This window comes from Paenibacillus sp. sgz302115 (genome assembly GCF_056120445.1).
Window position 1 is genome coordinate 1 of sequence record NZ_JBVYOK010000041.1, and the last position, 23226, is coordinate 23226.

Annotated in this window: 27 protein-coding genes and 1 riboswitch; of the genes, 14 read left to right on the forward strand and 13 right to left on the reverse strand. The window is 51.6% G+C overall.

The features are described 5' to 3' along the window. Positions 1 to 510: 510 nt before the first annotated feature. On the forward strand, positions 511 to 696 hold the full coding sequence (locus AC0LWN_RS32050; protein WP_474672573.1) for a hypothetical protein: 186 nt from the start codon (positions 511 to 513) through the stop codon (positions 694 to 696). Positions 697 to 970: 274 nt separating this feature from the next. On the opposite strand, the gene AC0LWN_RS32055 is transcribed toward AC0LWN_RS32050, so the two are convergent. From AC0LWN_RS32055 to ytxJ, 4 genes are all read right to left on the reverse strand, one after another. Next, positions 971 to 1423, reverse strand: coding sequence for a hypothetical protein (locus AC0LWN_RS32055; protein ID WP_474672575.1), 453 nt, complete (start codon positions 1421 to 1423; stop codon positions 971 to 973). 29 nt (positions 1424 to 1452) lie between these two features. Then, positions 1453 to 1962, reverse strand: a complete 510-nt coding sequence (locus AC0LWN_RS32060; RefSeq protein ID WP_474672577.1) for a hypothetical protein — start codon at positions 1960 to 1962, stop codon at positions 1453 to 1455. 155 nt (positions 1963 to 2117) lie between these two features. Further along, a riboswitch (cyclic di-AMP (ydaO/yuaA leader) is annotated at positions 2118 to 2285 on the reverse strand. A gap of 622 nt (positions 2286 to 2907) precedes the next feature. After that, positions 2908 to 3150 (reverse strand): glutaredoxin family protein, encoded by a 243-nt coding sequence (locus AC0LWN_RS32065; protein ID WP_474672579.1) that lies wholly within the window; start codon positions 3148 to 3150, stop codon positions 2908 to 2910. Beyond that, the gene (gene ytxJ / locus AC0LWN_RS32070; protein WP_474672581.1) at positions 3147 to 3473 is read right to left on the reverse strand and encodes a bacillithiol system redox-active protein YtxJ; all 327 of its coding nucleotides are present in this window, start codon (positions 3471 to 3473) and stop codon (positions 3147 to 3149) included. The genes AC0LWN_RS32065 and ytxJ overlap by 4 nt, the downstream gene beginning before the upstream one ends. Positions 3474 to 3668: 195 nt before the next feature. Here ytxJ and AC0LWN_RS32075 point away from each other — a divergent pair, with 195 nt between their 5' ends. Beyond that, entirely contained in the window at positions 3669 to 4391 is a 723-nt protein-coding gene (locus AC0LWN_RS32075; protein ID WP_474672583.1) for an SDR family NAD(P)-dependent oxidoreductase, read from the forward strand. Between the two features lie 150 nt (positions 4392 to 4541). Here AC0LWN_RS32075 and AC0LWN_RS32080 read toward each other — a convergent pair whose 3' ends face one another. After that, positions 4542 to 5993: a DHA2 family efflux MFS transporter permease subunit gene (locus tag AC0LWN_RS32080; protein WP_474672632.1), complete on the reverse strand. Its 1452-nt coding sequence runs from the start codon at positions 5991 to 5993 to the stop codon at positions 4542 to 4544. Between the two features lie 288 nt (positions 5994 to 6281). On the opposite strand from AC0LWN_RS32080, the gene AC0LWN_RS32085 reads away from it, so the two are divergent. Continuing rightward, positions 6282 to 7742, forward strand: a complete 1461-nt coding sequence (locus AC0LWN_RS32085) for a methyl-accepting chemotaxis protein (protein ID WP_474672585.1) — start codon at positions 6282 to 6284, stop codon at positions 7740 to 7742. Between the two features lie 99 nt (positions 7743 to 7841). Here AC0LWN_RS32085 and AC0LWN_RS32090 read toward each other — a convergent pair whose 3' ends face one another. From AC0LWN_RS32090 to AC0LWN_RS32105, 4 genes are all read right to left on the reverse strand, one after another. Further along, a complete protein-coding gene (locus tag AC0LWN_RS32090) occupies positions 7842 to 8423 on the reverse strand; it encodes a hypothetical protein (protein ID WP_474672586.1) in 582 nt (193 codons plus the stop codon). Between the two features lie 158 nt (positions 8424 to 8581). Further along, positions 8582 to 9115, reverse strand: coding sequence for a hypothetical protein (locus AC0LWN_RS32095; RefSeq protein ID WP_474672588.1), 534 nt, complete (start codon positions 9113 to 9115; stop codon positions 8582 to 8584). A gap of 190 nt (positions 9116 to 9305) precedes the next feature. After that, a complete protein-coding gene (locus AC0LWN_RS32100) occupies positions 9306 to 10373 on the reverse strand; it encodes a HAMP domain-containing sensor histidine kinase (protein ID WP_474672590.1) in 1068 nt (355 codons plus the stop codon). Further along, a complete protein-coding gene (locus tag AC0LWN_RS32105; RefSeq protein ID WP_474672592.1) occupies positions 10370 to 11041 on the reverse strand; it encodes a response regulator transcription factor in 672 nt (223 codons plus the stop codon). Before AC0LWN_RS32105 ends, AC0LWN_RS32100 begins: the two co-directional genes overlap by 4 nt. 200 nt (positions 11042 to 11241) lie before the next feature. Here AC0LWN_RS32105 and AC0LWN_RS32110 point away from each other — a divergent pair, with 200 nt between their 5' ends. Both AC0LWN_RS32110 and AC0LWN_RS32115 read left to right on the forward strand, forming a co-directional pair. Continuing rightward, a complete protein-coding gene (locus AC0LWN_RS32110; protein WP_458967711.1) occupies positions 11242 to 11604 on the forward strand; it encodes a MerR family transcriptional regulator in 363 nt (120 codons plus the stop codon). Between the two features lie 36 nt (positions 11605 to 11640). Beyond that, positions 11641 to 11979, forward strand: a complete 339-nt coding sequence (locus tag AC0LWN_RS32115) for a thioredoxin family protein (RefSeq protein WP_474672594.1) — start codon at positions 11641 to 11643, stop codon at positions 11977 to 11979. Positions 11980 to 12034: 55 nt separating this feature from the next. Here AC0LWN_RS32115 and AC0LWN_RS32120 read toward each other — a convergent pair whose 3' ends face one another. Next, positions 12035 to 12943 carry a CHAD domain-containing protein gene (locus AC0LWN_RS32120; RefSeq protein WP_474672596.1) on the reverse strand — a complete coding sequence of 303 codons (909 nt, stop codon included), beginning with the start codon at positions 12941 to 12943 and terminating at the stop codon, positions 12035 to 12037. Positions 12944 to 13238: 295 nt separating this feature from the next. Here AC0LWN_RS32120 and AC0LWN_RS32125 point away from each other — a divergent pair, with 295 nt between their 5' ends. Next, on the forward strand, positions 13239 to 14195 hold the full coding sequence (locus tag AC0LWN_RS32125; protein WP_474672598.1) for a lipoate--protein ligase family protein: 957 nt from the start codon (positions 13239 to 13241) through the stop codon (positions 14193 to 14195). 708 nt (positions 14196 to 14903) lie between these two features. Here the strand turns inward: AC0LWN_RS32125 and AC0LWN_RS32130 are convergent. Continuing rightward, complete coding sequence (locus AC0LWN_RS32130) at positions 14904 to 15323, reverse strand: hypothetical protein (RefSeq protein WP_474672600.1); 420 nt, start codon at positions 15321 to 15323, stop codon at positions 14904 to 14906. A gap of 60 nt (positions 15324 to 15383) precedes the next feature. After that, positions 15384 to 16163, reverse strand: a complete 780-nt coding sequence (locus AC0LWN_RS32135) for a carbon-nitrogen family hydrolase (protein ID WP_474672602.1) — start codon at positions 16161 to 16163, stop codon at positions 15384 to 15386. Between the two features lie 173 nt (positions 16164 to 16336). Between AC0LWN_RS32135 and AC0LWN_RS32140 the strand changes: the two genes are divergently transcribed. The 8 genes from AC0LWN_RS32140 to AC0LWN_RS32175 all read left to right on the forward strand — a co-directional run bounded on the left by AC0LWN_RS32140 (position 16337) and on the right by AC0LWN_RS32175 (position 22821). Next, positions 16337 to 16765 carry a MarR family winged helix-turn-helix transcriptional regulator gene (locus AC0LWN_RS32140; RefSeq protein ID WP_458967716.1) on the forward strand — a complete coding sequence of 143 codons (429 nt, stop codon included), beginning with the start codon at positions 16337 to 16339 and terminating at the stop codon, positions 16763 to 16765. Between the two features lie 48 nt (positions 16766 to 16813). Beyond that, the gene (locus AC0LWN_RS32145; RefSeq protein ID WP_474672604.1) at positions 16814 to 17449 is read left to right on the forward strand and encodes a nitroreductase family protein; all 636 of its coding nucleotides are present in this window, start codon (positions 16814 to 16816) and stop codon (positions 17447 to 17449) included. 102 nt (positions 17450 to 17551) lie between these two features. After that, positions 17552 to 17848 (forward strand): putative quinol monooxygenase, encoded by a 297-nt coding sequence (locus tag AC0LWN_RS32150; protein ID WP_474672606.1) that lies wholly within the window; start codon positions 17552 to 17554, stop codon positions 17846 to 17848. A gap of 28 nt (positions 17849 to 17876) precedes the next feature. After that, on the forward strand, positions 17877 to 19052 hold the full coding sequence (locus tag AC0LWN_RS32155; protein WP_474672608.1) for a pyridoxal phosphate-dependent aminotransferase: 1176 nt from the start codon (positions 17877 to 17879) through the stop codon (positions 19050 to 19052). A 198-nt stretch (positions 19053 to 19250) separates the two neighbouring features. Further along, positions 19251 to 19625 (forward strand): hypothetical protein, encoded by a 375-nt coding sequence (locus tag AC0LWN_RS32160; RefSeq protein ID WP_474672610.1) that lies wholly within the window; start codon positions 19251 to 19253, stop codon positions 19623 to 19625. A 93-nt stretch (positions 19626 to 19718) separates the two neighbouring features. Beyond that, the gene (locus tag AC0LWN_RS32165; RefSeq protein ID WP_458967721.1) at positions 19719 to 20045 is read left to right on the forward strand and encodes an ArsR/SmtB family transcription factor; all 327 of its coding nucleotides are present in this window, start codon (positions 19719 to 19721) and stop codon (positions 20043 to 20045) included. Positions 20046 to 20159: 114 nt separating this feature from the next. Next, positions 20160 to 21935: a SulP family inorganic anion transporter gene (locus AC0LWN_RS32170; RefSeq protein WP_474672612.1), complete on the forward strand. Its 1776-nt coding sequence runs from the start codon at positions 20160 to 20162 to the stop codon at positions 21933 to 21935. Positions 21936 to 22119: 184 nt separating this feature from the next. Then, positions 22120 to 22821: a DUF1361 domain-containing protein gene (locus AC0LWN_RS32175; protein WP_474672614.1), complete on the forward strand. Its 702-nt coding sequence runs from the start codon at positions 22120 to 22122 to the stop codon at positions 22819 to 22821. Here AC0LWN_RS32175 and AC0LWN_RS32180 read toward each other — a convergent pair. Further along, a complete protein-coding gene (locus AC0LWN_RS32180) occupies positions 22797 to 23138 on the reverse strand; it encodes an MGMT family protein (protein ID WP_474672616.1) in 342 nt (113 codons plus the stop codon). The genes AC0LWN_RS32175 and AC0LWN_RS32180 overlap by 25 nt on opposite strands. Positions 23139 to 23226 lie beyond the last annotated feature (88 nt).

The window sequence follows — 23226 nt, forward strand, 5'->3', positions numbered from 1 at the left end:
GTTTTCAAAAGAGCGAACACCTGTTTTGATTATATCAGATCAAACCATGTAGGACAATTAAGCTGTCCAAAGACAGCCCTTGTCCTAAGCCGATTCATCCCATGCCTGAAGACGTTGGGCTTTCTCGGCTATATACTGTAATGAAGTCGGGCGTAACCGGCTTTTCAGAAGAAGAATTGAGTCAACAAGAAATCAAAACGTTTGAAGCTTATCTATTCCATGCAATTAGGAATGAAAACGGAAAGATAGTTTATAAGGAGCCGCCAATAAACTATAAAACGTTCTACACCTATCAAATAAGAACAAGAGAAATGGACTTTTATATACTATTTATCCTTAAGAACATCCGAACAAAAAATGATTAAATACTGGAATCTAAAAACAATCGGTGAAGCTATATTTAACTATTGGGACTGAGTGGTCCCGGTTATGGATTAATTCTACCTCTGCGGCTCGTCTGGTGAAATATTCTTTTATGGTGTACCTTATAGGTAAGGAGTGGTGCAGTACATGAAAAAAAGACAAACGCCTCTGCTCGTAGCGGCTTCGATCCTGCTGATTATTATCAGCAGCCTGATCCGGCCGGAAGGCTCAACCTGGCTTGGTGCGCTGCAGACGTTACTGCTGGGTGTCGGATTATTGGGCTGCTGCATGGCCTTCCTGAGATTTACTAAGGGCGGTAAGGGCAAGCGCTGAGACGAAATAGAGAGAGCTGCGGCATTCTGCCGCAGCTCTTTGCCTGCTGTTAAGGAAACTATGATTTTCGTCTGTTGATGTAACCTTGAAAAGATGAATGTGTGCCTTAACAACGGCAGAAATGCTGCTGTTGAAGTGCAGATGGCTGGTTTGTTCAGGAACAACGGCAGGAAATACCGTTGTTAAGACGCAGATGGCCGACTTGTTCAGAAACAACGGCAGAAATACCGTTGTTAAGGCACAGGTGGCTAATTAGTTCATATGCTTACGCTCCTCACCCGGCGGTTAAGCTGGATTTCGGCAGCAAGCCCTCCTGTGCTGCCATTTGCTCGCGCACCTGTCTGAGCTGTGCCTTAAGGGCAGGCACACTCCGCTGGAGAATGGCGCTGATTTCGGGCAGGGTGAGCTTAAGGCCGTAGCGTAGCGCTTGAACAAGCCGGTTTTCCCAGGACAACACATTTGCATAGCAGGGCTTGTGGGCTTGTGCAAGCCGGGAGCATTGCTGAATGCATTCACGGAAAGCGTCATGGGAGAAGGCAAGCGGGTCTAAACGCTTTTGCAGGTAAGACTCATAGAGCGCCGCGAAGGTCTTCACTACAGCCTCCTCCGCCTCGGGTCCTTGCCCGAGCAGCAGGCTGCTGAGTGCATAGACACTCCTGTTGTATTTCTGAACATACTTCGTGTATCCGGCTACGGCAGCCGGCTGATGCGATAAGGGGTCAGGCATAATCTCACGGTCCTCTCTGAATATAAAATCTATAATATCGAGTAATAAGCGATGGATTTGTCAATAAGCTCCGCCGTGTCCAGCTCTGGCCAGCTTCGCTGGTACAGCAGGCTTCCCGAAGGCTTATAATATATCCGCCCCGCACTTGAGCCGTTGCCTGCGGCAGCTGTATGAAGCCGCGAGTCTGTCTGGATATGGGCAGACAGCACTTTTCCCTGCAGCTTTGCTTTTAAATCGAGCAGGGCTGTCTGTACCATCTCCCGCTGTGTCTGTTCCCATTCCGGGCTCAGGCGGCGGACGATCTCGATGGCTTCATCAAGCCGGCAATGCCGGATGGTGCGCAGGTAGCTGCTCCATTTCATCAAGTCAAATTCCGTATCATCTGCGCATAATATGCCTTGGGCCAGGCTGCAGCCTGCCTTGCAGGTAAGCCTCAGAATGCCGAAGCGGGAGTTCCCGGACGATTCCGGGCCGCAAAAGGCAGGCCAAGGAGCATTGAATACAAACACCTCAATACGTGACAGCCTGCGCTGCTCCATTTCAGCTTTCCTCCTCGAAATTCCTTAAGTCTCAAACCATTGTATCCTCCAAATCAGCTTATGCGGGTACAACAAAAAACCGCAGCAGAGGAGGACCTCTGCTGCGGCTCCGGTACAGGCTTAAATAAGCCTGGCGCAAAAGCGTGGCGGATCAGGATCTCTCTCTTTACGCTTACGAGGTTAGCTGTCGGATTCGGACGGTGAGAGTCGCCCTACCCTGTGAGACCGCATTTGTGCAGTCTCCTTAGGATTCACCCCAAGTAGGCTTTTCGCCTGGTGGTTCCCCCGTTTCCTGCTTGGCAGGAATTCAGCGTTTATGTAACTTTTCATGAATTACTTTCAAAACGAATCATACTACTTCGGGCAGGTCTTTGTAAAAAAGGAAAAGGGAGGGCAGCGGCAAGCTTTCATTGAATTGCGGGGATTGGGTGAAATTAATTGGCTAAAAGCATATATGTTGACGTTTATCGGCCCGTTATCTCGCTCGCACGCTGTTTTTCATTTTTAGGGGAAAGGGGGGTTAGAAATCATTGATTCTTTGTGTAAAAATGGATCGACAAAGTTTGCCGGGTACTTGCATATGGGTTCTTAGACGAGAAAAATCAGCGCTATAGTGATTGAACGTGATAAGGATATGTGACCGTGGAATAGATAAGTGTACTTGCTGCAGTTAAAGCGGTGCTCAAATCCGTGTTTTAGAAGATAAATGTATTCTGTGCAGTTAAAAATAGGGGAAACTCTTCATTTACAGAATTGGTGCCGATTTAAGTGTACAGACTGCAATTACAGCGGTTGAAACGCAAAAAAATGAAGTTTTAGTTGTACCAAGTACAGTTAGAGCCTAAAAAAAGGTATTCAGGCACAGATAGCTGTTCCTGGATACCTTTTTCTAAAATTTGTATAAAATTCTGCCGGCACTGCTGGCCCAGGGTGGGCTCTATCGCCTTATTTCGCGGCTGCTTCGATCAGCACTTTAAGCTTTGGGAGGTTGAAGCCTTTGACGGCATGTTCTCCCGATACAGTAACAGGAACGCCCATGAAACCAAGCTGCTCTACTTCCTCCTGATAGGCTGTACTCGTCATAACATCTCTAACCTCAAAAGGAACGCCCTGTTCCGTCAGCAGTTGCTTCACCTGGTTGCAATCACTGCAGTTCGCAGTGGAGTAAACGATAACGGATTCGCTCATTGGTTCACAGCTTCCTTGATGGCGCCCTGGGTGATTTTCCAGTGGGAGGTATTCCAGCGGACTTCGCTGTCTTCCAGCAGGAAAATTTGCGGAGATTCATGCTTGATGCCAAAATCCTCAGCAATCTGGTTCGAGACCGGACGGTCCTCAATCACATGAACCACGGCTGCCGGAGTGCCAGAGTCCTGGACGTAGGCTTGAAATTCCTCATTTGCTTTGGCGCTGATCGGGCAGGTAGTGCTATGTTTGAAGAGCAGCTTCTTGCCGGGCTGTTCCACGTATTGATGCAGTTCATCCAGGGTATGGATTTGTTGAATGGACATCGGGATCACCTTCCTGAGTATGATATCCCTGATTGTAACATAGTTCAAAATTAAATCAAAAGGGAGCTTAAGCAGTCTTGTCCGGGAAAATACAGTCCTGTACAGGACATTGTAAAAATATAGGCGCCATGCTAAGGTGAAGGGAATGCGGGCAGTGCTTGTTACTTATACCTCAGGAGAGGGAGTGTCCATTTCATGATAAGAATTGCATGTGTTACCGGTGCTGACCGTGGACTCGGATTCTTCCTTGTACGCTGGCTCCTTGAGAATAAATATACGGTTTTTGCCGGTAAATATATGGCGGAGCCCGGAGAGCTTGCAGCGCTGAAAGAACAATACCCGGAGCGCCTGAAGCTGATCCCGCTTGATATCGGCAGCAGCGAAAGTGTGAAAAGCGCGGCACGCAGCATTGCCGGCAGCACCGGGCATGTGGATCTGATTATCAACAATGCCGGTATTATTCAAAGCGCGGATGATGCCACGATACTCGTTGATATGGATGACGCCTCAATGGCCCATTTATATAATGTAAATACGCTCGGCGCTTTACGGGTCAGCAACGCCTTAATGGGCCTGCTGCTGCAGGGCAAGCAAAAACTAATTGTGAATATATCCTCCGAAGCCGGCAGCATCAGCCGTAATCGGCGGATTAATATGTACGGATATTGCATGTCCAAAGCAGCGCTTAATATGCAATCCTCCCTCATGCACAACCATCTGCGGGTGATGGGCGGCCAAGTCATGGTCTTTCATCCCGGCTGGCTGCAGTCCTATATGAGCGGCGAGAAGGATGAGGGAGCCCCGATACCTCCGGAAGAGTCCGCCCGCAAAATTATGAATATTGTGCAGGAGCACAAGAAATACATAGGCGAGGAGCCGGCTTATCTCGATCTTGACGGAAATCCCTGGCCCTGGTAGTATAGTTTTTTCGAAAAGACCTAAAACTCCAACCATAGCCCAAGGCTGCGGTTGGAGTTTTTTGTGGTGCGCCCGGCATGGCGATAACCCGGCGGTGAAGGCACGCAAGCTATGGGAACTGTAGCTGCTATCCGGGTGTTTTGAATTTTTTTAGGCTTCTTTGGCCTTGATCTTTCTTACCTTTGCTGCGGTCTGCGTTTCGGGCTGCTTCCCGCTGTTATCCTGCCGGGTGTTTTGGATGAACAGGGAGAGCAGCAGTCCGGCAATGCTGATGCCGATGATGACGAGATAGGCATCATTGATACCCTGGATGGAAGCCTCCATGATCAGATGCTCCTTCGTTGCGCTGCCCGCAGTATTGGCGGCTGCAAGGCTCGTCATATGGGCGGTGGTACGGTTCGTCATAACGGTTACCAGCAGTGAGGTGCCTACCGCGCCGGCCACTTGCTTAACGGTATTGGAGATGGCTGTGCCGTGGGCGTTCAGCTTGGCCGGCAACTGGTTCAGGCCTGCGGTCTGTACCGGCATGAGGATCATAGCCATCCCGATCCGGCGGCCGGTGGACATAAGAACGAGATAGAGATAACCGGTTGAATCCGTCAGGTTGGTGAAGCTGAAGGTTGTTGCGATCATAATCAGCAGACCAAGGATGGACAGCCATTTGGCTCCGAACTTGTCGAACAGCTTGCCGGTAATCGGCATCAGAAAGCCCATAACGAATGAGCCGGGCAGCAGCAGCAAGCCGGATTCCATCGCCGAATAGCCGCGGGCGTTCTGCAGGTACAGGGGAAGCAGGATCATATCCGCGTACATAACAATCGTAACGGCGACATTGATGACAGTCGTCAAGGAGAACATGTTGTACTTGAAGGCCCGCAGGTCGAGGAGCGGATTTTGTGAAACCAATTGTTTCCAGGTAAACAAGGCCAGCATAACAACGCCTGCGCCAAGCGGCCAGAGCACTTCCGCGCTGGACCATCCGTCCACACCAGCCCGGCTGAAGCCATACAGCAAAGCGCCGAAGCCGATGGTAGACAGGATTACGCTGATTACATCAATTTTGGGCCGGGAGCGTTCGGTTACATTCTTCAGGAAGATGAATCCGCTGATGATTACAAGGACTGTGATCGGAAGCATGCCATAGAACATCGCCTGCCAACTGTAGTGCTCCAGGACGTATCCGGCGAGTGTCGGCCCCACCGCAGGGGCGAATATGACGGCCAATCCAACCGTACCCATAGCGGCTCCTCTTTTTTCGGGAGGGAAAAGGGTTAAGATCACATTGGTCAGCAGCGGCATAATAATCCCTGCTCCGACTGCCTGAATCAAGCGTCCGCTCAGCAGAACGTGGAAGTTGCCCGCCACAGCGGAGAGAATGGTACCGATCAGGAAAATGATCATCGAAGTCTGAAATAGCTGCCGTGTGCTGAACCGGTTCATCAGATAAGCTGTTATCGGAATCAACACACCGTTGATAAGCATATAGCCTGTTGTAAGCCACTGGGCAGTCGATGCCGAAATATTGAAATCCCCCATTAACTCCGGCAACGCAACACTCATTACCGTCTGGTTCAGCGTCGCAAGAAAAGCGCCCAGTATCATGATGAATACGATAGGTCCTTTTCTTATGGAACTGAGGTTTACTGCTGTTGTTTTACTCACTGCACTCCATCCTTTCAATTGTTCTGGTCTATTAGCTGCTGGATACAATTTGCCTTAGAAATGTTGCTGACTTATGTTTCTCTTGTTAACGAAATGTTAATTGTAAGAGGAGACTTCCCGTTGTCTGGGGGCTTTAACAATTCTTAAACAACTGTAAAAGATAATAGAGCAGCAATGAGATGTGCAGATTGGAAGAGGAAACTAACAGGCCGCTGGGGGGAATGTGTAATGAATGAAAGCTTTATGAAGACAAATGCAGAAAAGGTCAACAAGATTGTCACAACAATTCTCTGGCTCACATTTATCGGATTTGGCTACGCTTTTATCCAAGGGGAGGTTAGGGCCGAGGTGGTTTTTTCCCTGTTGCTGGAGCTGCTGTTGGCCACCTGGTTCATTTATGTGAAGAAATTTCAGATTCGGGGTATGGTCTTTATCGTGCTCGCCACCTTGACCTGTACCGTGCCGTACATAGAATTGCCTATCGCCGGGATGTTGATCATTACTGTGCTCTGTATCGTTTCCCTGTACCTGAACAAAGGCCTGCTCTACGGTTTTGGCGCAATGTACAACGTTGCCTATATTGTGATCTACTACTCTAACCATAAGCAATTTGATACGAACTTTTACTCGACTATAGGGTTCATTGAGCTGACGATCGTGGCCTTATATTTCGTATGTAAACGAAGCGCGGATTTGATCGAATTATCCGTCCGCAAAGAAGCAGAGGCCAAGGAACTGCTCGGGGCGATGGATAAAATGGTCAGTGTCATTCACGACAATACGTCCGCGCTGAATGCCGATATCGCCAATTGCAATAATGACATCGGGGTGCTCAAAAATATCAGCGATGCCATAACGGCGAATATCCAGGAAGTGGCGTCAGGGATTGTGGATCAGTCGGAGAGCATTGCCGAAATCAACGACAAGATGAATGAGACCGACGGGAAGATGGCTCAAATCAATGAGCTGTCCCACAGCCTGGCCGAAACCTCGGAAAAGACCGGTCAAATTGTCCGCCAAAGCTCGGAGAGAATCCAGCAAATGGGCAAACAAATGGATATTATCAACTCGGCGGTAACGGATTCCATGACCACTGTCGAAGAGCTCAACCATAGCATGGATGATGTCAATAACTTCCTGGCGGCGATCAACCAGATTTCCGACCAGACCAATCTGCTCGCCCTGAATGCCAGCATAGAAGCCGCAAGGGCAGGAGAAGCCGGAGCGGGGTTTGCGGTGGTAGCGAACGAGATTCAGAAGCTGGCCCGGCAATGCTTGAACACCGTCAAACAAATCGACGAGATCATTCATAATATCAAGACAAAAACGCGGCTTGTGGTTGAAACATCAAATAACGGCAGCGAGGCGGTAAAAGAAGGGGAAGCAATCACCAGACAGGTGCTTGAGAGCTTCGGCGACATCAGCACGATCTTCCAGCGTGTCGACCGGTATATTGCCAGCAAATTGGATATGACGGACCATATCAGTCTGATCTTTACGCAAGTGCGTGACCAGGTGGAGCTTATCACGGGTATTTCCCAGAAGCACGCGGCGGCAACGGAAGAGATGCTGGCAACGACCCACGAGCAGGAAAATAATATTGATATCATCTATAAATCTATCGGCAGCATTAACAACTCTAGTATCAGCCTGCAGGAGTTGATTGAGACGAAGCCGGGACAAGCTTAAGCCAGGCTAGCCATGCTTGAAGTATTCTTTGAAGATGAGATAGCCAAGAAACAGGATAATAAGCTGGCTGAGCATGCTTTTCTCACTCCTTATCCGAGGCTAGGCCTCATGAAATGATTGCAGTCCATCGCCGGTATTCTCTGAGAATTTCTCCGGCGGTGGATTCTTCTTTTTGAGCAGCATGTAAATCCCCATGAGGATAAATACAACGCTGCAGCCCATTCCCAGCAAGGCGCTCGAACTTATGGCATGGCTGGAATCGTCTTCCAGCATAAGCAAGGTATATTGGGTCACCACAATGGAAACCATCGCGTCTGTAAAGCTGATCATTTTGAGGGTTGAAACAATCGGGCCTTTGAGATGCCGGTTGGTCAGGGTTCCATAAATGGCAGTACTAAGCTTGGTGAAAGCGACGGTTGCTACCAGATAAACGATATTTCCTTGGAAAACGATAGCGTCTCCGTAAAAATACATTCTCAGGCAGACCAGCAAATAAGAGATTCCCAGAAGACAAAGGAAGATGCCGCTTCGCTGATAGACGGCAAATTCCAGCGTATATCTCAGCCTGGGATCTTGTAGGTTTTTGGCTCTGGTATATTTATAAAGCGCGTGCCCTCTTGCGGCGCAGAGAATCAGGTAATACGCCGCATTGGTCATGAGCCAGCCGGAAAGGAGATACATCCCGAGGATCAGCTTGCCGACGCCGATCAGGGCATTGATTGCAAGTGAAGCTGTGTTTGTTATTGCTGCCCGGTCTTGATAGTCTGCCAGGTATCGGCCAAGTAAATCTTTGATAGATAGCTCTCCTTTCTCACATGTGCTGTCTTGCTGCGGGCAAGTTAACGGGTCAGCAGGCCGTTGGCCTTCTCACACACCTCGTAGATTTCGTCATATTTCTGATCAATCAGAGGCGACACCTTGGCGGTCTTTTTCCTGCGGATGCTGCAGTAGGTGAAGTAAGGGAGGACCCAGCCGGCGAAGCCGGGGATAGCGAGAATGATGGACAGCGCAAGCATGTCATCCAGATAAGCAAACACAGAGCCGGCCATAAACGCCGTTCCGGCAACACCGATAATGTAGGCAACAGCAGAGGAGAGTAGGCCCTTGGAGCGTTCCAGCATATCAATTTCCGACACACAGGCGTCGAATTGGCGCTGCAGGCGGGTCAGTTCGGTTTTATTGCGGATTTTACGGTCGCGTTTGAATTTCATAGTGATAGAGCCAACGCTCTGAATAGGGGTTGAGGTTCCCTCTAGCGACCAGCCAAAATTGCTATAGCCGTCAGCGTACACCGCCTCCATAGTGCGTTTTACCGTAACGTCCTTGTACTCGTAGCCTTTAAAATTTGCTTCGTTCTTCGTAATCTCACCCATAATGGCCTTATCTCCTTCAGGTTGATATTTATCAAATGAACCGTATGCGGGAATCATTGACGTCAATCATAGTACCCTGATGATATTTATGAATTGCTTGTAAAATGTTAGAAAAATGTTAATCGAAGTATGCTGCCGTAAAAGAAAAAGCAGTCCGATTCCGGCTGTGCCGCATTCAGACTGCTCTATCTTAAATTCCGGTTTTCAGTTTGACGGTAAATGTCGTACCCTTGTCCGGTTCGCTTTTCACAGAAATGGCTCCGTCCACCAGCTCAATGACCCGCAGGCAAAGCGCAAGCCCCAGGCCGTTGCCCTCTCCGGAATGGGAGGTATCGCCCTGATAGAACTTATCGAATATATGCTTCAGTGTCTCCTCGTCCATGCCGCAGCCGGTGTCCGATACCATTACCGTAATCGAGTCTTCATCCGAAGTCTGCGTTAACGTGATTTTTCCGCCGGGAGGGGTGAATTTCAGCGCATTGGAAAAGAGGTTATGCCAGATGATCTCCAGCATGCTCTCCTCGGCATAGATAATGGCGCGGTCCTCCAGATCGGCCACAAATTCGATGTTTTTTTCCTCCCATAAATTCTCGAAAGAAAGCGCGCAGTCGCACAACTGCCTGCATACATCGTAAGGCTCGAAGGCGCGGTGAATCTCCTGATTCTCCAGCTTGTTTAGCTTCAGAATGTTGCTCACCAGGGTCGTCAATTTTTGCGAGGCCGAGATGATGGTGTCCGTATAATCCTTGCGGAGCTTCGGCGGCAAATCATCCTTTTGCAGCGCTACCGCGTAGCTCTGGATGACGGACAGGGGCGTCTTGATCTCGTGCGACACATTGGAGATAAAATCATTCTTCAGCGTCTCGATGCTCCCCAGTTCCTCTACCATCTTGTTGAAATCGTCGAACATCACGTCTACATAGTCCCGCTTGTCAGCTCTGTGCATCGGTTCCAGATAGACGGAGAAATCGCCTTCCGCCACCTGCTTCGCCGCCTCGCTGAGCTTTTGCATCGGCTTATCGAAGGTTTTGTACTTTTGCCGCGCGGTAATGAGACAGAAGATCGCGGTCACAATCGTCCAGTACCCCAGCATGCCAAAGATATACGGAGTCGGGACGCTTCTGGCCGGAACATAGGCTTCGTAGATCATCGCTTGCCCTGCGGTCAGCACGGACAGGACAATATAGATCCACATAAATTCTTTCCAGGAGAAGCGCTTCGATCTCATTTGGATTTTTTTTCGTTCCGGTTTGCTCATTTCAGCACTGCCTTGTAGCCAAGCCCATGCACCGTCACGATCCTGAAATCCTCACAGGCGGAGAACTTATCCCGCAGCTTGGCAATATACACATCCACGGCGCGCAGGCTGGTCTCGCTGTCGATGCCCCAGAACTCGTCCATAAGCTGCGCTCTGGAATAGGTATGCTTGGGGTAGGAGAGCATTTTGTAGAGAATGTTGAATTCCCGGACCGTCACCGGAATTTCATTACCGTTCAAGGTTGCGGTCATTTCGTCTCCGTCCATCACAAGACCGCCTACCGTCAGCCTCCGTTCATGGGCGATATTCGCCCGCCGCAGCAGCGCGCCGACACGCAGCACCATTTCGTCCATATTGACCGGCTTAACCATGTAATCGTCAATTCCAGCCCGAAACCCTTTTTGCTTCGAGGAAATATCGTCACGGGCCGTAATGAACAGAATCGGAATCGTCTTGTTGACCGCCCTTACCGTCTCCGCGAATTCAAAGCCGTCAATCTCAGGCATCATGACATCCGAGATGATGAGGTCATACAGCGTGTTATACATCAGATCATAGGCCTCGCGCGGGTTCAAGCAGCCTTTCGCGTCATAGCCGTTGTTGCACAGATAGGTGCAGAAAATTTGATTGAGCTTAATGTCGTCTTCCACAACAAGTATATTAAGCATAGAGACATCCTTTCACGGGGAAATAACATGATTATATCAGTAATATGTTAAAAAAATATTGCGGCGCTAAGGAACAGACTGATGAAAAGCCGTTTATGGCCTAAGCCTGTGCACAGCCGCAGAAAAGTGTTGACCCTTACACTGGTGTCAGGGTTTATACTAAGGGCAGACCATTTCTCATGAACCCCGGGGAGAATGCCATGAAGATAGGTGAGCTTGCAGCCAAGACGGGCGTCAGCGTCCGTTCTTTGCGATATTATGAGCGTCAGGGATTGATCGCCCCGCTCCGTCAGGCTAACGGATACCGCGAGTATTCGCCGCTGGCTGTGGAGACGGTGGAGACGATCAAGCTTTATTTGAATCTGGGCTTGTCGACAGAGGAGATTGCCGGATTCTTGAATTGTGTGCTGAAGAATAAAGAGGCCTTCTGTGCGGAGGTGATGCCGCTGTACCGCAGCAAGCTGGAGGATATTGAGCGCCAGCTCGTACAGCTGAACCAGATCAAGCTGAATCTGCAGCAGCGGATTGCTTCTATACAGCAGGAGCAGAGCGAATCAGAATAAGCATAATGTGTACAGATACACTAGGAGGTAATCGTGATGGCGATAATAAATGCGGAGAATGCCGATACGCTGCGTACGCAGTTACGCGGGGGAGGTACAGTGCTGGTTGATTATGGAGCACCGTGGTGTCCGCCTTGCAGAACGCTGCTGCCTATTCTGGAGGAGCTGGATGAGGAGTATGGAAGGGATGTTACTATACTGAAAGTGAATTGTGACGAGCTGCCGGAGCTTGCGGCCGAAGCCGGAGTGATGGGTATGCCTACTGTGGTCGTATACAGCGGAGGCCAGCCGATGGAGAAGCTGGTTGGCTTGCGGCCGAAATCGGTCTATCAGGGTGTGCTGAACAGGCTGGCCGCTGCAGTACCGGGCAACTGAAAAAGGCAGGAGGGCGCATGATTTACATGCGTCCCCTGCCTTTTAATATGGCATATTATAAGTGATGGGGCGGCTTCGTTTTCTCGCTGAAGGGAATAACCTCGTTGTGGTGCAGCGCTTCCAATACTTCAGCTCTGAGGCTGTCTGTGAATTCATCCCACACCCTTCTGCTAACACCCAGTTCATCGGGGGTAGCGGAGCTGAGCACTTCCAGCCATATCCGTCTATCATTAATGCAGCCTAGCTGTTCCTGAATGCCCTTGTAGATTTCTTCATCGGCATGGAACTTCTGGTTAAGCGCAAAGGCAGCGGCACTCGCGGTATAGCGGAGCTCCTTGGCGGCGATACGCAGCTCATGAAGCGCGTCGAAGGCAGCGGCGGATTCGGCCTCGTGACCTTTGAACAGGGTCTTGCAGGTCTTTTTCTTCTGCTCAAAAGCGACTTCCAGCTCGCGCATGACGACATTCGCATCTCTTTTAGCAGCAAGCTGCTCCAGTTCTCCGCTTAAGAAAGCCTCCCATTGTCTGTTCAGACTCTTGCCGGTAAGCTTGGGCAGCTTGTCTGCCAGCTTCCTGCGGTACGTCTTCCGCTCACCCTTTTGTTGCTCAATCACTGCCTTCAGCAGCTCAGCGGTTTCATTTGCGCCGGCTTCTTTCGCCTGCTTGCGTTTATCCTTGAAGGCTTCTATAAGCACATCCGCGTCTCTGACCTTGCCGAGTCTTTTCTGAGCCTGCTTGAGTGTGCCGTACAGCTCATCTGTGACGGAGTGACCGGGATCGAGAATGGACAGCAGCGTCAGCAGCTTGCGGTTGTTCACCCTGGCCTGATGGACATCCTCACTGTCAAAATCCCGCAGCACTTTCTTGCAGTAATCCTGATAGTCGGTGTACAGCCTGTTCAGCGCCTGCTCCCATTGTCTGGTCTTGCTGATTTGCCGTTCCTTCGCTAGTTGTAGGGTAGTCATGCGGCATCACTCCACTCTTGTAGGTTGTGTAAGCATGAGCTTCAGCGCAAAGCTTGTCGAAATGAATCATCTTCTTATACCCTAAGAATAACGGTATCCTGCTGCTATTTCAATTGCCTGATTCAGCGGCCGCTTCGCGGCCGGGCAGCGATCGGTTACAATGAGAGTATTGCCGGAATAATGGAATATTACAGGGTAACGGATACCCGGGCGTTAATTGGTATGACAGCATATGACCTTATTCGCCCGTATCCGCGAAAGCCGGTAGTCAGTGGAGAAATTGGAGGTTTTATCTATGAGCAGCGGACCAGCGGACAGCCGGGAGCAGGCAGGAGGGAGCAGCCTTCCTCCGGTTATGGCGCTTTTTGAACACTTGAATGAAACGGAAAAACTGCAGGCTGCCGGAGCTGCCAGGGACACAGCGGCAGTAGATGGGGACGGGGCGGTAAAGGATGCGGCAATTGCCGGAGATATGCTGCTTCCGTTCGCTTTTGAGGAGACGCTGTGCCGGGATATCGGAGCGGGCGCGGTTCCTCCGTCTGTACATCTGTGGAGCCATCCCGGCGGCGTGGCGCTAGGCCTGCGGGACAGCAAGCTGCCCCGGGCGGGTGAGGCGATGGACAGGCTTGAACGGCAGGGCTTCCGCACGGCGGTCCGGCATTCCGGCGGCGCTGCGGTGCCGCTGGATGCCGGGGTCGTCAATGTGTCGCTGATTCTTCCGAAGCCTGCGGGCAAGCTGGACTTTCACGATGATTTCCGGCTGCTGGCTTCGCTCATCGCCGAAGCCGTTGCGATAAGCCATCCGCAGGCAGCTTCGCGGATCAGAGCGGGAGAAGTCGCCGGCTCGTATTGCCCCGGCGACTTCGATCTCGCCATCGGCGGCCGCAAATTCTGCGGCATCGCCCAGCGGCGGCAGAGCAACGCGTACTTTGTGCACGCGTTCGTGATCGTCTCCGGCTCCGGACGGGAGCGCGGAGAATTGATCCGCGGCTTCTACGAGATCGCCGCGGGCGGTGATGGTTCGCTGACGTATCCGCGCGTCAGCCCGGAGACCCTGGCCGCGCTCGAAGAGCTTGGCGGCCCGGCTTCGGCGGCGATGTTCGCCGAAGGATTCCGCCAGGCGCTGACCCGGCGCGGCGTCAGCCTTCAGCCCGCCGCCCTGCTGCGGCAGGCGGCGGGCTATGATCTCCAGTACGGCGATCCTCGCGTACTGGAGGCCGCGCGGGTGCTGCGGGAGCGCTACGCCCGCTAGCCTTCCCGGGGCGGTTGCGCCAGGCAACCGGCCCCGTTCGTCCAAGCCGGGTGAAACGGAGTAAGACAGGCAAGACGAAGGGCGCCGCGATTCTGCTGGCTTCAGCAGGTGCGGTGTCTTTTTCTGTCTGGTGATTTTCCGCCGCTTGTGGATAAGATGTGTATAAAGCTGGGGATAAGCCGCTTGTGGCCCCAATTTCCGCTGGGAGAATTTGATCTGCTTTGCGGAAATGACTGAGGAGGTTATGTTGCCCGGAGTGAAGTGGAAAAAGTGAGCTTAAATGTGCTAAAAAGCGCTCAGTAGCGGTGTTAGTGGAAAAAGTATACTTAAATGTGCTCAAAATCGTTTCGCAGCGGTGTTAGTGGGAATAAGTAAACTTAATTGAGGCGATTTCAACAGGAATGCTGCGAATCCGCCGGATTAGGTTGACTTTTTCCCACAAGCGTTTGCTTTGAAGCGAGGGGGACAAAATTAAGTTGCCTTTTTCCACCTGGGTTAATCCCCGTTGTTTTGTCCCCACAGCCCAAGGTGGCTCAAGCACTCCAGCAATTCCCGAACTTAAACCGGCTGCACTGTCCAGTTAAGGACGGCGCAGCCGGTTTGTTCTTGTTATAATTCTCGCCTAGTAGATCGTCAGACTCTAAGTGTTGGAGTTCAAACGATACTCCTCCGAACAGATTAGGGCTTGGAGATCACGCTGCAGGCGTATCAGGCCCCGCGAACAGAATCATCTTCTGATAGCCACAGATTTAGAATTGAGTCTGTACTAGTGTGGATAAGTTGTGCATAAAGTTGGGGATAAGCTGCTTTGGTTGTAACATAGAAAGATGAATTTGTGACTAACAATGGCAGAAATGCCGTTGTTGAGGTGCGCTTGGTCGATTTGTTCTGAAACAACAGCAAAAAAATGCCGTTGTAGGAGCGCGCCCAGCCGGTTTGTTCAGAAACAACGGCAAAAATACCGTTGTAGAAGCGCGCCCAGCCGATCTGGTCAGAAACAACAGCAAAAATGCCGTTGTTGGAGCTCCCCTGGCCGGTTTGCTCATTAACAACGGCAAAAATACCGTTGTTGAGGCCCGCCCCGCCGATCTGGTCAGAAACAACGGCAAAAATGCCGTTGTTGGGCACCCCCTGCCGTTGTTGACCCTCGCCCCGCGGCCTATGAAAGTACATCCATCTTTTCAACAGCTACCGGTACAGCTCCGGCCTCCGGTCGGAGAAGATGGGAATCTGTTGGCGCACCTCCCGCACTTTGGACAGATGGATATCGCCGCTGACAATTTCCTCGCCTTCAGACGCTTCACAGACAATCTCGCCCCAAGGATCAATAATCATCGAATGTCCGGCGAAGGTGTTCGCGGGATCAACGCCCGCACGGTTGCAGGCCACGACATAACATTGATTTTCAATCGCCCGGCTGATCAGCAGCGCCCGCCAGTGAGACAAGCGCGGCAGCGGCCATTCCGCACTGATGAACAGAATCTCGGCTCCGAGCGCAGTGTGGGCGCGGACCCATTCGGGAAAACGGATATCGTAGCAGATCAATCCGGCGCATGACGCCCCATCCAGAGAGAAAAGCCCTTTGGCTGCTCCCGGCTGCAGATACAGATGCTCATCCATCAGCCGGAACAGATGCAGCTTGCTGTACTCTCCGGCGAGCTCTCCGCTGCGGTTGAAGACATACATACTATTGGTAATGCCGCTGTCTTGCCGGCTTGCGACGGAGCCGCCCACAATATGGATGCCTAGCTCGCGGGCCAGGCCGGACAGCAGAGCCTTCGCAGTGTTCCCCTCAGGATCGGCAATCTCCGTAAGCCGGGTTAGGTCATAGCCGGTTGTCCACAGCTCAGGAAGGATGATAACCTCCGCACCTTCAGCCGCTGCCGCCCGAATTTGGCGTTCTGCCGAAGCATAATTCGCCTGGGGATTGCCGAATGCTATATCGAGCTGAATCAGGGATATTTTCATGAAGAAAGGCCTCCTCGTAGAAGAAAACTGTACTTTGATTGTATGGGGAAGCGGGCCTGCAAGCAAGAAAAACAGGTAACGCAGAAATAATAGTTGACGGGTCAATGATGTGGGTGTACACTGATGAATGTCAAAAAGGTTTTGCACAATATATTTGCGTTAGGGGGTTAATTTTGACTGGACATCTGCCTGAGGAAGAACGTGTCTTTGAACTGCTGCAGGGGCTGAACAAAGCGGTCACGCCGAAATTTGAGCGCTGTGCCGGCATAAGTCCCACACGTCTACGTCTGCTCCATGAGCTGTTTCAGGTTGACGAGATCAGCCAGATTGCGCTGCAAAAGCAGGTTGACATCGACGCAGCAGCCGTCACCCGCCACCTCAAGAGTCTGGAGGATACCGGCATGATCTCCCGCCGCAACAATCCTGCCGACAACAGAGTTACTCTTGTCTCGCTGACCGGACAGGGCCGGGAGAAAATACGGTCTTACCGGGAAGAGAAGAGCCGTTTCATCAGCAGCTTGCTAAGCGGCTTCGACGAACATGAGCGCATAACGCTCGCAGATATGCTTGCCCGCCTGCAGCACAATATCAATCTGCTGTAGCTATAAACTATAATCTATAATCCAACTATAAAGGAGCTTATTTTTACAATGAACACTACCAAAACCAATGATTTCACAAGTATTATCACAGGCCGCCGTTCCATCCGCAAATATGATACATCCGTCAAAATCAGCAAAGAGGAAATGACCGAGATTCTTACTGAAGCCACGCTGGCTCCTTCCTCGGTGAACATGCAGCCTTGGCGGTTCCTGGTGATTGAAAGTGCAGAAGGCAAAGCCAAGCTGGCGCCTATCGCCAAATTCAACCAGCAACAGGTAGAAACCTCCTCAGCGATGATTGCCGTGTTCGGGGATATGAACAACTTCGACAATGCCGAAGAAATTTACGGTACGGCTGTTAAGCGCGGACTGATGCCTGTAGAGGTAAAAGAAAGACAGCTCGCCGCCCTGACTGCTCATTTCTCGGTTCTGCCTGCTGATGTGAACAGAGAAACGATTATGATCGACGGAGGTCTTGTCTCCATGCAGCTGATGCTGGCCGCCCGTGCCCACGGCTACGATACCAACGCTATCGGCGGCTTTGAGAAAGACAAGATTGCCGAAGTTTTCGGCATGGACAAGGACCGTTATATCCCGGTAATGCTGATCTCCATCGGTAAAGCCGCAGAAGAAGGCTATGCTTCCGTACGCCTGCCGATTGATGCCATTGCACAGTGGAAATAAGCTATAATAAGCTAACAAACCTAAGTGTATGCTTCCGAAGCGGGTTTTGTCGCAGTGTATTCTAGGAAGTAACGCTAACAAAACTTTTAGGAGGAACCGACCATGATTATTATTCATGCCTTAATGCAAGTCAATCCTGACCGTGAGGAGCAGTTTCTGGCCGAAGCCAAGACGCTGCTCGCCGCTACCCATAAGGAAGAAGGCAATCTTTCTTACGAGCTGTACAAGCATGCTGAACAGGAAAATGCCTATATCATGGTAGAAACCTGGCGCGATATGGAGGCCGTATCCAGCCACAATACAAGCCCGCATTTTACCGGCTTTGCGGGGAAAGCGGGAGAATTCCTGACAGCTCCGCTGGACGTTAAGGTCTACAACGGTGAACTGCTCAGCAAATAATTTATGCCGGAGAGGGTGACTCCTGCCAGTGAACATTTTCGAGCCTTCCGCATTGCTCCAAGCGTTGCCCAAGCAGTTTTTTGCCGCGCTTGTCGGGAGAGCCGCCCTTGCCTCGGCAGCGGGTCATGATGTGATCAATCTCGGCCAGGGCAATCCCGATATGCCTACACCCGAGCACATAGTCCAGGCTCTGCAAGCGGCAGCGGCGAACCCTTTGAATCACAAATACCCTCCGTTTCGCGGTCACAGCTATCTGAAGGAAGCTGTAGCCGCGTTCTACGAGCGGGAGTATGGCGTGGCACTGGAGCCGGAACGTGAAGTTGCCATTCTGTTCGGCGGCAAAACCGGACTGGTAGAAGTGGTGCAATGCCTCCTGAACCCCGGAGATACGGCGCTTGTGCCTGACCCCGGCTATCCCGATTACTGGTCGGGCATCGAGCTGGCCCGGGCGGTCATGGAGATGATGCCGCTGACTGCGGCGAACGGCTTCCTGCCCGACTACGGGAGCATAAGCCCTGAAGCCGCGGCAGCAGCCAAGCTGATGTTCCTCAATTACCCGAACAACCCGACCGGCGCAGTGGCAACGGAAGGGTTCTTCCGTGAGACGGTGCAGTTCGCGGAGAAACACAACATTTGCGTGGTGCATGACTTTGCTTATGCCGCAATCGGCTATGAAGGCCAGCGGCCGCTGAGCTATCTTCAGACACCGGGAGCGAAGGACACGGGGATTGAAATCCACACCTTGTCCAAAACCTATAACATGGCCGGCTGGCGTGTGGCTTTTGCCGTAGGAAACCCAAGTGTGATCGAGAGCTTGAACCTGCTCCAGGACCACATGTATGTCAGCTTGTTCGGTGCGGTCCAGGAAGCGGCCGCGGCGGCTTTGCTTGGTCCGCAGACCTGCGTTCAGGAGAATGTGGCCCGCTATGAAGCGCGGCGGAATATCCTGATCGGCGGTTTGCGTGAGCTTGGCTGGAAGGTTGAAGCTCCGGGCGGGTCTTTTTTCGCCTGGCTGCCGGTTCCCGAAGGTTACACTTCACAGAGCTTTGCCGATTTGCTGCTGGATGAGGCGCATGTGGTCGTCGCTCCCGGCATTGGCTTTGGAGCCTATGGCGAAGGTTATGTGCGGGTAGGACTGGTGAGCAGCGAAGAACGGCTGGCGGAAGCGGTGAAGCGGATTGCCGGTCTGAAGCTGTTTGCGTGAACTTAAGTCCATAAAGGATTTATGCCATAAATTATTATTATTTTCTCGCTGAATTGCACAGGGGGAGTTTCGAGAGCCGAAGGGCGCTTGAAGCTTCCCCTGTTTGCTCTGTGCCGCCGCCCGGAAGTATACTTGATCGCGTAACCGGGCTAGTAGCGTGTATAATATGCAGTAAACTTAAGCAGATGGGGCAGAGCGATGAATATTGAGATTACTGGTATAGGTCGGAAAAAGGATGAAGTGCGCTTTGGGACAGACTTTGGCGAAGGCAAAGGAATCTGGTGCGGCGCTCCGGTGAAGCCGGGCGACAAGTGTACGGCAGAATTCGAGCTTCCCGCATTGTTCATGCGCTGGGTGGATATTGTACCTGCAAGCGGAGGTGAGTATGGGATACGGACCGAGGAGAACGATGTTATCCTGACCGGAGTGCTGGAGAACATCGAGGAAGACGGAACCGGCTACCTGCGGCTGGGTGAGGATTTGATTATGCTAGAATGCCTCGGTGAACCGATGGCGCTGGGCGGTTTTGTGGAGATCAGGACGAAGGAAATCCGCATGTATCCGGCGCTCTAGCCCGAATAAATTCCCCGGCGGCATAGCCACTCTTGACTAAATAGGCTAAGATAAACAATAAACAAGAAGTAAGCTATGAGGAGCAGAGGTTCAATGAACAGCGAAATTCAGCAATTCAAGACGGAATTTTTCAAGGCGCTGGCTCATCCGATGCGGATTCGTATTCTGGAGCTGCTGAGCGAAGGTGAGAAGAATGTGAACGAGCTGCAGGCCATTCTGGGGTCCGAAGGGTCTGCCGTCTCCCAGCAGCTTGCCGTGCTCCGCGCCAAAAATGTGGTAGCCAGTGTAAAAGAAGGCACTACGGTAATCTACTCGCTGCGTGATCCCCTGATCAAAGACCTGCTGGCGGTAGCCAAGCAAATATTCGACAACCACCTGGTGAACGCCATCTCCATTCTGGAAGGTATCCGCAGCGAATGACCCCGGGTCTCCCGGGGCAGATTACCTGATTACCCGTTGACAAGAGCGGTTTGCAGGAGTAATGTTGCTCTTATATTCAAATAATCAGATATTTAGAGAAAAGAAGGTTAAAGGATGATAGGGTGGGGCCGTTTTAAAGGCTACAATATTGCTGCGCTGCGCAAGGATCTCATTTCAGGGTTAATCGTCGGCGTTATTGCCATCCCGCTGGGGATGGCATTTGCTATTGCTTCCGGTGTAAAGCCGGAGTACGGAATTTATACAACCATAGTCGCAGGGATTCTGATTTCCTTGTTCGGCGGTTCAAAGTTTCAGATTGGCGGACCTACGGGTGCGTTTATTCCTATTTTGTTCGCCATTGGCATGCAGTACGGCTATGAGAACCTGCTGCTCGCCGGAATGATGGCCGGGGTCATTCTGGTTATTATGGGGCTGCTCCGGCTGGGTGTGCTAATCAAGTTCATCCCCAAGCCTGTGACCATCGGCTTTACGGCGGGGATAGCCGTCATTATTTTCACCGGGCAAATCGCGAACTTCCTCGGCCTGAAAGGTATCAAGCGGCATGAGAGCTTTGTGGATAATATGAAGGAGATCGGCCTGCATATCTCGACCATTAATTTGTACAGTGTTCTGACGGCTGTAATTTGTCTGGCTGTTCTTGTGCTTGGGATGCGTTTTGCGCCGAGAGTACCGGGAGCACTGGTTGGGCTGCTCTGTGCAACAATTATTGCGGCGCTGTTCTTCAGCGGTAAGGTGACCACAATCGGTTCCGCCTACGGAGACATTCCGAACACGCTGCCGAGCTTCCACTTCCCGGTCATTAGCTGGGAGAGGATACAGCTGCTGATTCGTCCAGCCTTTGTTATCGCCATGCTGGGCGCGATTGAGTCGCTGCTGTCTGCTGTTGTTGCCGACGGAATGTCGGGCAGCCGCCACGACAGTAACCGCGAGCTGATCGGGCAGGGGGTTGCCAATATTGCCGCGCCGCTGTTCGGCGGGATTCCGGCTACCGGAGCGATTGCCAGAACCGCTACCAACATTAAGAGCGGAGCCGTTTCCCCTTTATCGGGCGTGATTCACGGCGTTGTGGTCTTTCTGATTCTTTTGTTGTTCGCCCCGTATGCATCGAGTATTCCGCTGGCGGCAATGGCGCCGATTCTGATGGTGGTTGCCTGGAATATGAGCGAACGCAAGGAATTTCTGCATCTGCTCAAGCTTAAGACCGGGGATTCCCTGGTGCTGTTCATTACTTTTCTGCTGACGGTTTTTGCCGATTTGACGCTGGCGGTGGAGGTTGGCCTTGTGCTGGCGGTGGTGCTGTTCGTCAAACGGATGGGCGAGGTTCATATGGTGTCCAAGGTGCTGCCTGATCCTTCTTCTGTAAAGGTGGAGGCGCATATGGTCACGGATAGCCATGATTGTCCGCAAATTGGTATATATAGTGTGGAGGGGCCGCTTTTCTTCGGGGCTGCTTACCGTTTCGATGATACGATGCCGGGTCTTGGACCGGACCAGCCGAAGGTGATTCTGCTGCGCATGGGTAAGGTGCCCTTCATTGATACTACCGGCGAAGCTAATCTGGCGGCACTGGTGAAGGAGCTGCATGAGGATGGCGGGAAATTGATGATTTCCGGCATTCAATCCCAGCCGCTGGAGCTGCTCAAGAAGACTGGGCTGTATGAGCGGATCGGGGCAACGCAGTTCTATGCGCATACGGGGGAAGCGATCAATGATGCGCTGAAGCTGATCAACTACAATAAATGTCTGGGCTGCCGGCATGCGGCCTTCAGGGAATGCGCAGCGTTCTCCGGACTGGATGAAGCGGCTGGACGCAGCACGTTCAAAGGCCGCGCGCCTGCAGTAGCCCGTAAACTGAGCGGAGAAGTATAGACACTGGAAGCTGTGCGGCCATCGAATTTTTTTTACATTAGTGTTTAATAGGAACAGCAATCTTAAGCCCGGGCGCTCAGTCGTCCGGGTTTTTATTGTGTCATATTTGTACAAGGCACGTAAATATTTGTACAATTACAGGAAGCCTGTACCGAATTCTTACGGATAAGGAGATTATACACTTATGAAGGAATTGAACTATTCCAGAGTATTTCTGCTTTTGGCAGGACTGACTCTGGCAACGCTCGCGGTCTACAGCGTAGTGTCGCAGCGGACGGATGACTATTTCAAGTTCTTGATCTGGAATCTGTTTCTGGCCTGGCTTCCGTTTGTATTCTCTATGGCGGCCCATGAGCTGGATAAGAGGAAAATCGGCGGACTGCTGGTGTTTCCGCTTGGCATAGCCTGGCTGCTGTTTTTTCCGAACGCGCCTTACATTATGACTGATCTGGTACATTTGATGATGCGCAAAAATCTGTATTTTACCGGGGGAACCGTTCAGAGCCGCTTCTGGTATGATCTGGTCATGCTGCTGTTGTTCACCTGGAGCGGCTGGCTGACGGGCTTCTTCTCCCTCTACCAGTTCCAAGCGGTCATTTACCGCAAAAGCAATCTGCTGCTCTCATGGATCTTCGTGCTGTTTGCCTGTGCCCTAGGGGGCTATGGCGTATTGCTTGGCCGGGTCTACCGGCTGAACAGCTGGGATGTGCTCACCGACCGGCATCAGCTATACCAGCTCGTTATGGACAGCCTGAACCGGCAGTCTGTCTTCTTCAGCCTGTTCATTGCCTGTGTGCTGCTGGCTATTTATGCGACGATGTACTGCCTGCTGAATGTGCTGGGCAAAGGGGGCGGACGCGCCTATTCCGGAGGCGGAAGAAAATAATCTTCATCTGGCTCGGGGTGGTGAAGATAGCGCTGAAGGTCAATCACGCCTTTGTCATCAAAAACGATCCCCTCGCCCAGCAAAAATAGCTGCTGCAGTGAGCTGGATTCATCATCGGTCAGCGCGATTCGCCCCTCAGCATTCACAACTCTGTGCCACGGCAGCTTGTATTTGCGGCTCATGGAATGGAGAATGCGGACGACCTGTCTGGCTGCCCGGGGACTTCCTGCCGCGCGGGCAATGCCTCCATAGGTCATGACGCTGCCTTCAGGAATTGAACGGATAACGGCGATAACTTTTTCTGTAAATGGTGTCATAACGGGCTCCTTTATTGCAAAGAAACAGGTGTAACTGTAGCTTATACAACTAAATTATATCAACTGGAATACATGTTTTCTATTAGGG

Bases quoted from the DNA above. Each gene is read 5' to 3' on its own strand.
- AC0LWN_RS32110 (WP_458967711.1), top strand. From the start codon at position 11,242: ATGAAGATAGGTGAGCTTGCAGCCAAGACGGGCGTCAGCGTCCGTTCT.
- AC0LWN_RS32180 (WP_474672616.1), bottom strand. From the start codon at position 23,138: ATGACACCATTTACAGAAAAAGTTATCGCCGTTATCCGTTCAATTCCT.
- AC0LWN_RS32090 (WP_474672586.1), bottom strand. From the start codon at position 8,423: ATGTATCTCCTTTCCGGCTGGCTCATGACCAATGCGGCGTATTACCTG.
- ytxJ (WP_474672581.1), bottom strand. From the start codon at position 3,473: ATGTCCATTCAACAAATCCATACCCTGGATGAACTGCATCAATACGTG.
- AC0LWN_RS32115 (WP_474672594.1), top strand. From the start codon at position 11,641: ATGGCGATAATAAATGCGGAGAATGCCGATACGCTGCGTACGCAGTTA.
- AC0LWN_RS32060 (WP_474672577.1), bottom strand. From the start codon at position 1,962: ATGGAGCAGCGCAGGCTGTCACGTATTGAGGTGTTTGTATTCAATGCT.
- AC0LWN_RS32105 (WP_474672592.1), bottom strand. From the start codon at position 11,041: ATGCTTAATATACTTGTTGTGGAAGACGACATTAAGCTCAATCAAATT.
- AC0LWN_RS32165 (WP_458967721.1), top strand. From the start codon at position 19,719: ATGAACAGCGAAATTCAGCAATTCAAGACGGAATTTTTCAAGGCGCTG.
- AC0LWN_RS32170 (WP_474672612.1), top strand. From the start codon at position 20,160: ATGATAGGGTGGGGCCGTTTTAAAGGCTACAATATTGCTGCGCTGCGC.
- AC0LWN_RS32085 (WP_474672585.1), top strand. From the start codon at position 6,282: ATGAATGAAAGCTTTATGAAGACAAATGCAGAAAAGGTCAACAAGATT.
- AC0LWN_RS32080 (WP_474672632.1), bottom strand. From the start codon at position 5,993: ATGATACTGGGCGCTTTTCTTGCGACGCTGAACCAGACGGTAATGAGT.
- AC0LWN_RS32150 (WP_474672606.1), top strand. From the start codon at position 17,552: ATGATTATTATTCATGCCTTAATGCAAGTCAATCCTGACCGTGAGGAG.
- AC0LWN_RS32050 (WP_474672573.1), top strand. From the start codon at position 511: ATGAAAAAAAGACAAACGCCTCTGCTCGTAGCGGCTTCGATCCTGCTG.
- AC0LWN_RS32125 (WP_474672598.1), top strand. From the start codon at position 13,239: ATGAGCAGCGGACCAGCGGACAGCCGGGAGCAGGCAGGAGGGAGCAGC.
- AC0LWN_RS32075 (WP_474672583.1), top strand. From the start codon at position 3,669: ATGATAAGAATTGCATGTGTTACCGGTGCTGACCGTGGACTCGGATTC.
- AC0LWN_RS32055 (WP_474672575.1), bottom strand. From the start codon at position 1,423: ATGCCTGACCCCTTATCGCATCAGCCGGCTGCCGTAGCCGGATACACG.
- AC0LWN_RS32175 (WP_474672614.1), top strand. From the start codon at position 22,120: ATGAAGGAATTGAACTATTCCAGAGTATTTCTGCTTTTGGCAGGACTG.
- AC0LWN_RS32145 (WP_474672604.1), top strand. From the start codon at position 16,814: ATGAACACTACCAAAACCAATGATTTCACAAGTATTATCACAGGCCGC.
- AC0LWN_RS32135 (WP_474672602.1), bottom strand. From the start codon at position 16,163: ATGAAAATATCCCTGATTCAGCTCGATATAGCATTCGGCAATCCCCAG.
- AC0LWN_RS32160 (WP_474672610.1), top strand. From the start codon at position 19,251: ATGAATATTGAGATTACTGGTATAGGTCGGAAAAAGGATGAAGTGCGC.
- AC0LWN_RS32065 (WP_474672579.1), bottom strand. From the start codon at position 3,150: ATGAGCGAATCCGTTATCGTTTACTCCACTGCGAACTGCAGTGATTGC.
- AC0LWN_RS32100 (WP_474672590.1), bottom strand. From the start codon at position 10,373: ATGAGCAAACCGGAACGAAAAAAAATCCAAATGAGATCGAAGCGCTTC.
- AC0LWN_RS32095 (WP_474672588.1), bottom strand. From the start codon at position 9,115: ATGGGTGAGATTACGAAGAACGAAGCAAATTTTAAAGGCTACGAGTAC.
- AC0LWN_RS32120 (WP_474672596.1), bottom strand. From the start codon at position 12,943: ATGACTACCCTACAACTAGCGAAGGAACGGCAAATCAGCAAGACCAGA.